Origin of the sequence: Frankia sp. Mgl5, assembly GCF_023242985.1 — a bacterium.
Lineage (GTDB): Bacteria > Actinomycetota > Actinomycetes > Frankiales > Frankiaceae > Parafrankia > Parafrankia soli.
In genome coordinates, this window is sequence record NZ_JALKFY010000648.1 from 4,456 (window position 1) to 16,708 (window position 12,253).

Annotated in this window: 10 protein-coding genes and 2 pseudogenes; 8 read left to right on the forward strand and 4 right to left on the reverse strand. The window is 71.3% G+C overall.

Translation table 11 applies throughout. The annotated features are described in order from the left end of the window. Positions 1-434 precede the first annotated feature (434 nt). The 5 genes from MXD62_RS21040 (at position 435) to MXD62_RS21060 (ending at position 7,347) form a co-directional block, all read left to right on the forward strand. Entirely contained in the window at positions 435-3,614 is a 3,180-nt protein-coding gene (locus MXD62_RS21040; protein WP_248831214.1) for an FAD-binding and (Fe-S)-binding domain-containing protein, read from the forward strand. A gap of 71 nt (positions 3,615-3,685) precedes the next feature. After that, positions 3,686-5,050 carry an ABC transporter substrate-binding protein gene (locus tag MXD62_RS21045; protein WP_248831215.1) on the forward strand — a complete coding sequence of 455 codons (1,365 nt, stop codon included), beginning with the start codon at positions 3,686-3,688 and terminating at the stop codon, positions 5,048-5,050. Positions 5,051-5,407: 357 nt separating this feature from the next. Further along, positions 5,408-5,929: an NUDIX hydrolase gene (locus MXD62_RS21050; protein ID WP_248831216.1), complete on the forward strand. Its 522-nt coding sequence runs from the start codon at positions 5,408-5,410 to the stop codon at positions 5,927-5,929. A 63-nt stretch (positions 5,930-5,992) separates the two neighbouring features. Next, positions 5,993-6,592, forward strand: a complete 600-nt coding sequence (locus MXD62_RS21055) for a sulfite oxidase-like oxidoreductase (RefSeq protein ID WP_248831217.1) — start codon at positions 5,993-5,995, stop codon at positions 6,590-6,592. Beyond that, positions 6,562-7,347, forward strand: coding sequence for an FAD-binding oxidoreductase (locus MXD62_RS21060; RefSeq protein WP_248831218.1), 786 nt, complete (start codon positions 6,562-6,564; stop codon positions 7,345-7,347). Before MXD62_RS21055 ends, MXD62_RS21060 begins: the two co-directional genes overlap by 31 nt. 515 nt (positions 7,348-7,862) lie before the next feature. On the opposite strand, the gene MXD62_RS21065 is transcribed toward MXD62_RS21060, so the two are convergent. The 3 genes and pseudogenes from MXD62_RS21065 to MXD62_RS40785 all read right to left on the reverse strand — a co-directional run. Then, positions 7,863-8,051: a ferredoxin gene (locus MXD62_RS21065; RefSeq protein WP_248831219.1), complete on the reverse strand. Its 189-nt coding sequence runs from the start codon at positions 8,049-8,051 to the stop codon at positions 7,863-7,865. Beyond that, a pseudogene (locus tag MXD62_RS21070) lies at positions 8,048-8,182 on the reverse strand (cytochrome P450); the annotation flags it as partial. The gene MXD62_RS21065 and the pseudogene MXD62_RS21070, both read right to left, overlap by 4 nt. Positions 8,183-8,303: 121 nt before the next feature. Beyond that, positions 8,304-8,435, reverse strand: a pseudogene (locus tag MXD62_RS40785) (DNA-binding response regulator); the annotation flags it as partial. Positions 8,436-8,878: 443 nt separating this feature from the next. Here MXD62_RS40785 and MXD62_RS21075 point away from each other — a divergent pair. Together MXD62_RS21075 and MXD62_RS21080 are read left to right on the forward strand one after the other, a co-directional pair. After that, the gene (locus MXD62_RS21075) at positions 8,879-10,060 is read left to right on the forward strand and encodes a sensor histidine kinase (RefSeq protein WP_248831220.1); all 1,182 of its coding nucleotides are present in this window, start codon (positions 8,879-8,881) and stop codon (positions 10,058-10,060) included. Positions 10,061-10,082: 22 nt separating this feature from the next. Beyond that, positions 10,083-10,721, forward strand: a complete 639-nt coding sequence (locus MXD62_RS21080) for a response regulator transcription factor (RefSeq protein ID WP_248831221.1) — start codon at positions 10,083-10,085, stop codon at positions 10,719-10,721. A gap of 244 nt (positions 10,722-10,965) precedes the next feature. On the opposite strand, the gene MXD62_RS21085 is transcribed toward MXD62_RS21080, so the two are convergent. Beyond that, positions 10,966-11,394, reverse strand: a complete 429-nt coding sequence (locus MXD62_RS21085; protein WP_248831222.1) for a hypothetical protein — start codon at positions 11,392-11,394, stop codon at positions 10,966-10,968. A gap of 155 nt (positions 11,395-11,549) precedes the next feature. Here MXD62_RS21085 and cas2e point away from each other — a divergent pair, with 155 nt between their 5' ends. After that, entirely contained in the window at positions 11,550-11,828 is a 279-nt protein-coding gene (gene cas2e, locus MXD62_RS21090) for a type I-E CRISPR-associated endoribonuclease Cas2e (RefSeq protein WP_248831223.1), read from the forward strand. Positions 11,829-12,253: the final 425 nt, after the last annotated feature.

The window sequence follows — 12,253 nt, forward strand, 5'->3', positions numbered from 1 at the left end:
AGCTCCGGCGGCGCCAGCTCCGGCGGCGCCAGCTCCGGCGGCGCCAGCTCCGGCGGCGCCAGCTCCGGCGGCGCCAGCTCCGGCGGCGCCAGGGCCGGCCGCCGGGCCGGTCGGGGGCGGAGCTTTGGACGACATGTGCACCTCCCGTAGACATTCGATGATCGCCACACTCGAGGATCGCCTGGTTGGGCCGGCATGATCCGGTGGTACGTCGGGATCGTCTCCCAGACCTACGACAGATCTCGGCTCGCCAGCGAGACGACAACACCCGGACACGTTCCCTCGCCCGCGGCACCACTCGAAGGACTCGACCGGGGGCGGGGACGACCTGGGCGTACAGGGGATAGAGCTACCGAGGGCCGGGCCGCCCCGATAACGGGCCGTCTCGGTGTCGGGCCGGCCCTCGGTGTGGTTCGGTGCGGACGGGAGGCGCGATGCGCGACGGTGATCTGCCCGGGGGCTCCCGGGCGGAGCGGACGACCCGCGCCCAGCCCGCCCGGGGCCGGAACCGGGGCCGGGGCCTGGGCCGCTCCCGGCCGGCCGGGAGCGGGAGCGCAGCGGCACGGGGCGAGGCTGAGGCCCGGGAGCTGGTCGCGCGGCTGCGCGCGGCCACCGGATCCGCCGTGGTCCGCACCGCGGGTGGCACGGCACCGGTGGTCGATCATTCGGCGCGGCGGCGCGCCGAGTACTCCTCGGACGCCTCCAACTACCGGGTCACCCCCGAGGTCGTCGTCCTGCCGCGCGACGTCGACGAGGTCCTCGCTGTCGCCGCGGTCTGCCGGGAGACGGGCACCGCGCTGACGGTGCGCGGCGCGGGGACGTCCATCGCCGGCAACGCGGTCGGCCCCGGGGTCGTCATGGACCTCAGCCGGCATCTCACCGGAACTCCGGACATCGACCCGGATTCCAGAACTGCCAAGGTCGCCCCCGGTCTGGTGCTGGACGACCTGCAGGCCGCCGCGCGCCCGCACCGGCTGCGGTTCGGCCCCGACCCGTCCACCCACGGTCGCGCCACCCTCGGCGGCATGATCGGGAACAACGCCTGCGGGGCGCGCGCGGTGGCCTACGGGCGGACCGCCGACAACGTCGTCGCCCTCGACGTCGTGGACGGCACGGGCCGCCGTTTCGCCGCCACCGCCGCGGCGACAGGCACGCCACCGTCCGGCAACGGATCGCCTGCCGGGCCGGTGGTGCCGGGGCTCGACACCTTCGTCCACGCGAACCTCGGAGTGATCCGGACGGAGCTGGGGCGGTTCGACCGGCAGATCTCGGGCTACTCGCTGGAACATCTGCTGCCCGAGCGCGGTGCCCATCTCGGGCGCGCTCTCGTCGGTACCGAGGGCACCTGCGCCGTCGTGCTCGGCGCGACGGTCCGGCTCGTCGAGGTACCGGCCGCGACCGCGCTCGCGGTGCTCGGATACCCGGACATGGCGACCGCCGCCGACGCCGTCCCCGGCCTGCTCGGCCACCGCCCGCTCGCCGTCGAGGGCATGGACGCCCGCCTCGTCGACGGGGTGCGCCGCCACCGGGGGAGCGGCGCCGTGCCCACGCTGCCCGACGGCGGCGGCTGGCTGTTCGTCGAGGTCGGCGGGTCGACCGGGTCGGACGCCGCGACCGCGGCGGCGGCGGTCGTGGCCGACGCGGGAGCGGGGGCGTCCATGGTGCTGCCGGCCGGGCCTGTGGCCGCGGCGCTCTGGCGCCTGCGGGAGGACGGGGCGGGCCTGGCGGGGCGCACCCCGGACGGGGCCCCGGCCTGGCCGGGCTGGGAGGACGCCGCCGTCCCGCCCGCCAACCTGGGCTCCTACCTGCGTGAGTTCGGCAAGCTGATGCGGGCCCACCAGCTGGACGGCGTCGCCTACGGTCACTTCGGTGACGGTTGCGTGCACGTGCGGATCGACTTCCCGCTCGCCGAGCACCCCGGCCGGCTGCGGACCTTCCTCACCGAGGCGGCGCACCTGGTCGTCGCGCACGGCGGCTCGCTGACCGGCGAGCACGGGGACGGGCGGGCCCGCGGCGAGCTGCTTCCGATCATGTACTCGCCGGACGCTCTGGCGGCCTTCGCCGCCTTCAAACACATCTTCGACCCGGACGACCTGATGAACCCCGGGGTCGTCGTGCGCCCACGGCCGCTCGACGCCGACCTGCGCCGCCCGCGGGCCCGTCCGCTGCCGCGGGTGGAAGGGAGCTTCGCGCTCACCGCGGACGCGGGGGACCTCACTCAGGCCGTGCACCGCTGCGTCGGTCTGGCGAAGTGCCGGGCGGACACGTCCACGTCCGGGGGCTTCATGTGCCCGTCCTTCCTGGCCACCCGGGACGAGAAGGACTCGACCCGGGGCCGCGCGCGGGTCCTGCAGGAGCTTGCCGCCGGTGGCCCCGCCGGCCCGGGCGGCCTCGCCGGCCCGGATGGCTCCGCCGGCCCGGGTGGTGCGCCGGCCATCCCCGCGCCCGCGCGGCGGGAGTGGCGCGATCCGGCGGTGCGCGAGTCGCTCGACCTCTGCCTGTCGTGCCGTGCCTGCGCCCGGGACTGCCCGGCCGGTGTCGACGTCGCCCGGTACAAGTCCGAGGTGCTGCACCGGGCCTACCGCCGTCGCCCGCGACCGGCGGCGCACTACGCCCTCGGCTGGCTGCCCCGGTGGACGCGTCTCGCCGGGCGCGCGCCCCGGGTGGTCAACGCGGCGCTGCGCACCGGCGCGATCCGCCGTCCACTGTTCCGGCTCGGCGGTCTGGACGCCCGCCGCGCCGCGCCGGAGTTCGCCGCGGAGCCGTTCCACCGCTGGTGGCGGCGGACCAACCGGAACGCGCCGGCCGCCACCGGCGACCGGACGGACCCACCGGTGCTGCTGTGGGTCGACACCTTCACCGACGTGTTCGCGCCCGGCGCCGCGCGGGCGGCGGTCGAGGTCCTCACCGCCGCCGGCCACCGGGTACTGATCCCGGGCGGACGGCCCGCCTGCTGCGGCCTCACCTGGATCACCACCGGTCAACTGGACGGGGCGCGGCGCCGCCTGCGCCGGACCCTCGACCAGCTCGCCCCCTACGCGCTCAGCGGGATCCCGATCGTGGGGCTGGAGCCGTCGTGTACGGCCGTTCTGCGGGACGACCTCGTCGAGCTGTTCCCCGGAGACCGGCGGGCCGAGGCGCTCGCGGCGGGCGTGCGGACGCTCGCCGAGCTGCTGACCCAGGATGGCGGCCCCGAACGGCGCCCGGCCAGGAGCCCCGCCGGCGGCGGAAACCCGGCCGGTGGAAGGAACCCCGCGGGCGGGCGGCGGCTTCCGCGGCTGGACGGCGTGCGGGTGCTCGCGCAGCCGCACTGCCACCAGCACGCGGTCATGGGCTTCGAGACCGACAGCGCGCTGCTGCGGGCCGCCGGCGCGGAGGTCGAGACCCTGGCGGGGTGCTGCGGCCTGGCCGGTGACTTCGGGATGCGGCGTGGGCACCACGACATCTCGGTCGCCGTCGCCGAGCGGGCGCTGCTGCCCGCCCTGCGCGCGGCGGGGGAGGACACGGTGCTGCTCGCGGACGGCTTCTCGTGCCGCACGCAGGCCGCCCAGCTCGGTGGCCGGACCGCCTATCACCTCGCCGAGCTACTTGCCAAAAAGTTGCGTCCCGGCTGACCCAACGGTCGAATTTCACAGAAACAACGGATAGCTGTGGTGCGGTGACCGTCCTGGGTCACTGTGGTGCTGTGCGCATCTCACCGGTTACGGAGGCGGCAGGCGGATCGTCCGCCGCCGTCCGCCGCCGGCGCACACGGCGCCGGCCTCACCTGGCGAGCCGTCAACGGACGCACCTGTTCACGCGCCTGCGGACTCGCCTCCGAACCCTGCCGATCGTGCTCGCGGCGCTGCTCGTGGCCGCCGGGTGTGTCTCGTGCGTGTCCTGGAACGACTCGTCCGATGCCACGGACTCGCACGGTTCGGGTGCCTCGTGCCCGCCCGCGCCGGGGGTCACGGCGGACGAGGTCCGGCTCGGCCTGCTGTTCCCGAACACCGGCAACGCGGCGTCGCTGTTCGACCCGTTCCGGGCCGGGGTCGACGCCCGGCTCGGGGTGGCGAACGCGGCCGGTGGGGTCCAGGGGCGGAGCATCGAGTACTCGTGGCGCGACGACCAGTCGCAGCCCAGCGTCAACGAGACCGCGGCCCGCATGCTCGTCGACCAGCACCAGGTGTTCGGGATCGTCGAGTCCACCACGGCCGCGGCCGGCTCGGCGGAGTTCCTGCACAGCCGCGGCATCCCGGTCACCGGAACGTCGCTGGAGGCGTCCTGGACCACCTTCGACAACATGTTCAGCTACTCGAACATGATCGCGGACGGTGCCTCGGTGTCGACCTGGGGTGACTTCGTCGCCGAGCGCGGGGGGACGACGGCGCTGATCGCCGCGTCGAGCTTCTCGGCCGCCTCGGGCGCCTTCGGCGAGGAGCTGGCCGCCAGCCTGGAGGCGGCCGGGGTGCGGGTCGTCGGCACCCTCGACGCGACCGGGCCGATCGACTTCGCCGACGTCGGCGCGCAGGTGCGTGACAGCGGCGCCGACACGCTCGTCGGGGCGGTCACGGGGGCCGCGTTCGGCCAGGTCGTGCTGGGCGCCCGGGGGGCCGGGGCCAACCTGCGGGTGATCCTCTCGCCGTCCGGGTACGACCAGAGCCTGCTGGACGTCTTCGGTCGGGTGCTGAGCGGCGTCTACATCTTCGTCGACTACCAGCCGTTCGAACTCGACACGCCGGGCCACCGCACCTTCCTCGACGCGATGACGCGGTACGCCCCGTACCTGCAGCCGCCGAACAGGCAGGCCGCGCTCTCCGGCTGGATCTCGACCGACATGTTCCTGCGCGGGCTGGCCGAGGCCGGCCGGTGCCCGACCCGGGAGCGCTTCATCGAGGGGCTGCGCGCCGTCCGCGACTACGCCGCCGACGGGCTGCTGCCGGCGCCCATCGACTTCACGGCCTCCTTCGGTCAGCTCGGCCGGTGCTACACCTTCCTTCAGGTGGCTCCCGACGCGAGCCGCTTCGACGTGCTCCGGCCGGCACCGCGCTGCGGCCGGCTCGAGCACTGACCCGCGGCCCGGCCGGCGGCACCGGCATCAGCATCCCGACAGTCGGCCTTCTGGCGACCGGCCGTTGTGAAAGAGTCTGTCTGGCGAGTAAGTAAGAGACGTGTGACGGGCCACCCTGGGACCTTCGACCCAGGACCAATGTCCCAATGTGATGGGACCACGCCTGTCCGTCATTGCCCATGCGCGGTCAGCGGTGGAAAGATCCTCCTGTCGCCCGGGGACCCCCCGACCCCGGGCGACGTTTTGCCCCCATATGCGACGCCCCCATCCACGCCCACGCCGCAGCCCCCCGCGCCCAGCGGCCAGCGCCGACCGGTCAGCCGTGGGCGGGCCGTGGCTCGGCATGAAGGAGGAAACGTGCAGAGCCCCGGCGACACCGGTGGCGCCGCCGCCCCCCGTTTCCTCCGCGTGGGCGCGTACGCGGTCTGCGTCCGGGACGACCACCTCCTGCTCGCGCGTTTCAGCCCCGGTGACCCGGCGGGGGCCCAGTGGACGCTGCCGGGCGGTGGCCTGGACCACGGCGAGCACCCCGAGCAGGGCGCCATCCGCGAGGTCCGCGAGGAGACCGGGCACGACGTGGAGCTCACCGGCCTGCTCGGCATCGACTCGATCCATTACCTGCAGCGGGACGGCACCGACTTCCACGGCCTGCGGGTGCTGTACTCGGCGCGGGTCGTCGGCGGCACGCTGCGCCACGAGATCGGCGGCTCCACCGACCTGGCCGCCTGGATCCCCCTGGCCGACGTGCCGGCGCTCGACCGGATCGGGCTTGTCGACATCGCCCTCGACCTCGCCCGCGGCGCCGGCCGGATTCCCGCCGCGCCCGGTGGCGGGGCCGACCTCGGAGACGGGCGGCTGGCCCGGGTGGTGGGCGACTGATCTCGGTGACGGAAGCTCGTCGACGCGATTCTCGGTAGACGCGATTCGTGGTAAGAGTCTCCAGTGGGCATCGTGTCGCCGGGCTTCCAGGGCAGACCTCGATCCGCCGGCTCCGACCTGCCCCCGGGGCAGTACCTCACCGAGGACTTCCCGGTCCTCTCCGCCGGCCCCACCCCGCGGGTCCCGCTGGAGACCTGGGAGTTCACGATCACGACCGAGGCCGGCGTCGAGCACCGCTGGGACTGGCCGGCCTTCCGCGCGCTGCCCTGCGAGTCGCCGACGGTGGACATCCACTGTGTGACCCAGTGGTCGAAGCTCGGCACCCGCTGGGAGGGGGTCAGCCTCGACGTCCTGCTCGGTGACGTCGACACCACAGCCGAGTACGCGCTGGTGCACTCCTACGGCGGCTACACCACCAACCTGCCCCTCACCGACCTTCTCGACGGCCAGGCCTGGGTGGTGCACCGCTACGACGGGGCCGCCCTGGAGCCCGAACACGGGGGCCCGGCCCGGCTGCTCGTCCCGCACCTGTACTTCTGGAAGTCGGCCAAATGGGTGCGCGGCATCCGCCTCCTCGAGCGGGACGAGCAGGGGTTCTGGGAGGCCGGCGGCTATCACGACCGGGGTGATCCGTGGCTGGAGCAGCGCTACCAGGGCGACTGAGGGAACGTCTCGCGTGGCGCGTCGCCCGCCTCGCCGAGGTCCGCGACGAGACGCCGACCGCGCGCACCCTCGTCCTCGACGTCCCCGGCTGGCCCGGGCATCTGTCGGGCCAGCGGGTGGATGTCCGCCTCACCGCCGCCGACGGCTACAGCGCCCGCCGCAGCTACTCGCTCGCGGCACCGGCGGCGGGTGACCGGGTCGAGCTGACGGTCCAGCGGGTGCCGGGCGGTGAGGTCTCCCCGTATCTGACGGAGATCTTCTCGGTCGGCGACCCGGTGGAGATCCGCGGGCCGATCGGCGGCTGGTTCGTCTGGCGTCCCGCCGACCCCGAGCCGGTGCTGCTGGTCGCCGGCGGGTCGGGCATCGTCCCGCTGATGGCGATGGTGCGCGCCCGGCGGTCCGCCGCCAGCCGGGTGCCGTTCCGCCTGATCTGCTCGGTGCGCTCCCCGGCCGACCTCTACTACGCGGACGAGCTGCGCGAGGCCGCGCGCGCCGACCCCGGGCTGGACGTCACCCGCTGCTACACCCGGGTCGTCCCGGATCACTGGACGTCGCCGCCGCGCCGGCTGCGCCCCGCCGACCTGGCCGAGGCCGGCTGGCCGCCCGACTTCACGCCGACCTGCTACGTCTGCGGCCCGACCGGCTTCGTCGAGGCCGTCGCGGACGCGCTGGTCGAGATCGGCCACGAGCCCGAACGAATCCGCACCGAGCGCTTCGGCCCGAGCGGTTCGAGCCACCCCGCAGACACCACCTGATCTCCAAGGGTCTGCCCGGACTTCGAACTGAAAAGCGGAAGGTCGGCGGTTCGACCCCGCCCATGTCCTTCTGGTCGGGGCTGAACCGATGCTGATTTCCGTTCGTGACTGCCGACAGCGACTTGTAAGACGCTATTACCAGTCGTTCTGGTGCCTGCCAGGCGCCTGTCGGTGCCGAGTAAAAACTAATGGCGGTGCAGGCATCGTCGAAGTAAACGGCGCATCCTCCAACCTTGGAGGGTGATCACTGTGGAGGACGGGCTGACCCCCTCGGGGATCGTGGGGTCCACCGGATCACCCCCACGGGCGTGGGGAGGACGGTGCTCGCGGGCCGGCAGGAGTTCGAACCAGCAGTCCGATCTCCTGGTGATCGATGGAACCGGGTACCGCCTCGGCGCTCACAGTGTGCGGCTCGCGTCCGTCGGCCAACTGGTGCACCGCAACGGTGCCAAGATCGCCCATGGGCGCTCTGCTCTATCTCGCCTTCCCCCTGTAGCCGCCTCCGCTGAGCTGAATCAATAGGCGGTGACGGCATGTTCGGGGCAGTTCGCGACCGCGTCGCGGACTACCTTCTCGAACTGGGCGGGGATCTCGGGGATCTGTACTTCGGCGTAGCCGTCGTCGGTGAGGGCGAACACCTCGGGACACAGGGCGACGCAGGTCGCGTGCCCGCAGCAGCGGTCGTCGTCGATGGCGGCCTTCATCGGGTGACGTCCCCGGCGAGAGTGAACTCCAGGTGGAGGTTAGTCAGCCCGCGCAGGATGAAGGTGGGCATGTACTCGTAGCGGCGGTTACCGGCGGGACCGTGCACCCGTTCGTTGATCCGGATATCTGAAGCTGTCCCAGTTTCGTTCACAGGTAGGGCTTTAATCGGCTATGCGGCTTGATGCTTCTCGTAGAAGCAGGTTTCGCGCCCGTTGGGGCTGACGTATCCGTTGGTGGAGTGGCGGCGCGCCCGGGTGGTGTTCACGGACCGCCGCGACGGATTTATCTCCGTCGGCGGCCTCAGCGACTGCCGCCATGTCGTCGCACGAGTCGATCGGGATCCGGAAGATAGCTTGCAGGAGCGTCTGGTCGTCGGCCAGCAGTACGCGGTTTTAGTGTTTACGGGGTGGGGGGCTCGGGAGGAGATTGGTAAGATTTTCTAGGTATTGGTGGATCAGGAGAAGAAGGAAGCTTCTGTCGGGTTGAGTGCCCGCAATTACGGAGAAGTCTGGCGCCGGGTTCGCGCGACGTGATGTCCATGCCACCTGCGGTCATAGGCTGCTGTGTGCCGTCGAGGTCGAAGGCGGCGGCCATGGTGGCGACGAGGCTGAACAGGAACCAGAGTGCGCCTGCATAGACGCGAGAATTTGCGGCGTATGCGCACCTTATGGAGGGGTAGCGGTGAACGTGTGGGGCTAACGACGCCGCTGCCGACCAGCCGCCGCGAGGAAGCAGTCTCCCAAATCGGTGGAGTAGTGGGCTACACCACCATAGCGGGGGCTCTGCGACCGGTGGGTTGGGTAGTGGTTCGCCTACCCTGATTGGCATGCGGAAGACGGTGCGGCAGGCGGGGCGGGCCACGCTCCAGCTGGCGAGAGCTGCCGGACTGGCCTTCGGGTCGTACTTGTTCATCACGGTGTTGCTGTGCGCGGTCACCGCTACGGCCACAGTGGTGGGTGCCGGGCTGCTGCCGGAGACGGTGCTGCTGGTGCGCCGGATAGCCGGGGCCAAACGGCGCCAGGTCGCTGCGTGGACAGGCCGGGAGATCCCCGAGGCGTATGTGCCGCTCACGGGGCCGCTGCGCCAGCGGCTGCGCACGGCGACCCGGGACCCGGGCACGCACACCGACCTGCGCTGGATGCTCGCCTACTACGGCTACGGCTCCCTTCTATACGTGGCGCTGCCGCTGTGGCCGCTGGGCCTGCTCGTCGACGGCGTGCGGTGCGGACTCCTGGATCATGATCCGGTCGTGCTGCCACTGATCAGCCGCCTCGCGGACCTCGACGCCGCGTGGTCCACCTCTCTACTCAAGCCCTCTCCGAAGGCGCGGCTGGCCGAGCGAGTCGAGGAGCTGACCGAGACACGGGCGGGCGCGGTCGCCACGCACGGCGCCGAACTACGCCGCATCGAGCGGGACCTGCACGATGGCACCCAGGCACGGCTGGTATCGCTGTCCATGCGGATCGGCCTGGCGAAACGTACCTACGATCGTGACCCGCAGACAGCCCGCAAGTTTCTCGACGATGCGCAGGACCAAGCCGAAGATGCGCTGAGCGAGCTGCGGCACGTCGTGCGCGGCATCCACCCGCCGATTCTCACCGACCGCGGTCTGCCCGGAGCGGTACGGGCGCTCGCCGCAAGCAGCGGCCTCGACGTCACTGTAACCGTCGAAGGCCTGGAGGACGGACCGCGGGCCCCCGCGGCGGTCGAGGCGGCCACGTACTTCGTCGTGGCCGAGGCGTTGACGAACGCGGCGAAGCACAGCGGATCCGATCAAGCCGAGATCCGACTCGACCGAACGCTCACCGGGCTGAGAGTGCTCGTGCGCGACGAGGGCCGAGGCGGGGCCGAAGCCATCTCCTGGGCTGCCAGCGCTGGGACGCAGGCAAATGGGTCCGGGCTACTCGGCATCCGCCGCCGCGTCGCCGCGCTGGATGGCACCGTCACCGTGACCAGCCCCGAGGGCGGCCCCACCATGATTCAAGCTGAACTACCCTGCGCATGGTGACGAGGACGGAAACGGAGCAGCTGTGCGTGTGGTGATCGCCGAGGACAACGCGCTGCTGCGCGAAGGTCTCCTCCTGCTGCTCACCTCTGCCGGCCACGACATCGTGGCTGCCGTGGGCACCGGGCCCGAGGTGCTGCCCGCGCTGCTCGCCCACCAACCAGACGTCGCCGTGCTCGACGTGCGGATGCCGCCCAGCTTCCGCGACGAAGGGCTGCGCGCAGCGCTCGCGGCGCGCAAGGAGATCCCTGGACTGCCGGTGCTCATACTCTCGCAGTACGTCGAGGAGGCCTATGCCGGTGAGCTACTGGCCGGCGGCGCGAGTGGGGTCGGCTATCTACTCAAGGACCGGGTCGGTCGCGTGGAAGAGTTCCTGGACGCGTTGAACCGGGTCGCGGCGGGCGGCACAGCACTCGACCCCGAGGTGGTGACCGAGCTCCTCACCCGCCGGCGTTCGCCTCTCGATTCACTAACCCCCCGCGAACGGGAAGTCCTTAAGTTGATGGCCGAGGGCCACGACAACGCGACCATCGCCGATACCCTGGTCGTCACAGAACGTTCTGTCAGCAAGCACATTGGCAACGTGTTCGGAAAGCTTGGGCTACCACCGAGCGATAGCGGGCATCGCAGGGTACTGGCGGTGCTGACATACCTGAACAATTAGTAGCGGCCAACGGCAGCCACAGCGCCGCCAGAAATTGGAACAGGAACCCGGCGAACTCCGGGAATGGTTTGACGAAGGTGGCGACGTATCATTTGATCGCGCCGTCCGCCGTCGTGGACCCACAGTCACGTGCAACAGCCCCCGGTGGCGGGCGTCGTCATCGAGCACGTCTTCCGCTCCGGGGGATTATGCTGTTTGACGAACCCGGCGATATTCAGGGCTCGCGTCACTCTGGGGTGGGCCCTTAGATTGTAGGATGTTGTCCCTGCGTGTGCATGGCCCGTACGGACGGCGCGTCGTGGGGACGCTTCAGGAGGCCGAAGCCCGCCCCGAGCGAGACGAGACCCATGCCAACGGCGGCCCCGATCCCCTTTGCGCCGCCAACGTAGAAGTAGGCGGCCACGGCGACAACGCCGTTGAACAAGAAGAGGAACCACTGCACCTTCCTCGACGCAAGAATCGATTTCAACGGTTCTCTCTTCGCGAGGAATGAGCCCGCCACAAGCGAGACGGCTATCGATCCATAGCTGACTAGCTGCTTCTGTGTGCCGTCGACGTGGAGGAGCCTGGCGCCGGCCACGGTGCCGGTCAGGCTGGCAGCGAACACCAACCAGAGCACACATGACCAGAGGAATGAGAAGAACGACGTGAGGAACGACTGCGGAGACCTCATGAATGTTTCCTTCCGAAGAGGCTGAATCGTTCAGTATCGACGATGCCATCGCTGGCCTCCCGTCGCGAGGGAGCGCGCTCCCAAATCCGTGGTGTAGCTGGCTACACCATCGGTACGATGCCCACTCCTAATACCGACACCGAAACACCGCCCTGGTGACCGTCGTCGTCCTCATCGCCGTCGCCGAGGGCCTACGTGGCCACCTCACCCGATGGATGATCGAGATCGCGGCCGGGGTCTTCGTCGGGAACCCCAGCGCCCGGGTCCGTGACCGCGTCCGGTCCGTGCTCGCCCGGCGCGCCGGAGACGGCCAAGCCGTCATGATCGAACCCGCGGACAACGAACAAGGCTGGGCCGTACGCACCGCCGGCCGCGACCGCGGCTACCCAATCGACTACGACGAACTGATACTGTTCGCCCGCCCACGCCGGTAAAACCCCAGCTCAGTAAGTGTCGTCCCCGCACGAGCGGAGATCTTCCCTGCCACCCCCTGGGTGCCCACCCCCTGCCCCGTCGTCCCCGCACGCGCGGGGATCTTCCCGGGACGTGCTCGCCGGCCGCCGATCCGGTGCCGTCGTCCTCGCACGCGCGGGGATCTTCCGAGGTCATGCACCCGGCCAGCAACCACGTGTGGGTCGTCTCCGCACGCGCGGGGATCTTCCCGTGTCCGGGGGCGGCGCCGCGGCTGGCCATGTGTCGTCCCCGCACGCGTGGGGATCTTCCCCAGCGGTGCAGGATCATGAGTGTGGGGAGTGCGTCGTCCTCGCATGCGCGGGGTCTCGCGGTCATGCCCACGGGGGTGGTGTACGGAGCGTGATGCCGCGTGATCCTGGTTGAATGTTATGCGGTCAGCGCTTCG

Bases quoted from the DNA above. Each gene is read 5' to 3' on its own strand.
- MXD62_RS21065 (WP_248831219.1), bottom strand. From the start codon at position 8,051: ATGAAGGCCGCCATCGACGACGACCGCTGCTGCGGGCACGCGACCTGC.
- MXD62_RS21085 (WP_248831222.1), bottom strand. From the start codon at position 11,394: ATGAGGTCTCCGCAGTCGTTCCTCACGTCGTTCTTCTCATTCCTCTGG.
- MXD62_RS21040 (WP_248831214.1), top strand. From the start codon at position 435: ATGCGCGACGGTGATCTGCCCGGGGGCTCCCGGGCGGAGCGGACGACC.
- MXD62_RS21075 (WP_248831220.1), top strand. From the start codon at position 8,879: ATGCGGAAGACGGTGCGGCAGGCGGGGCGGGCCACGCTCCAGCTGGCG.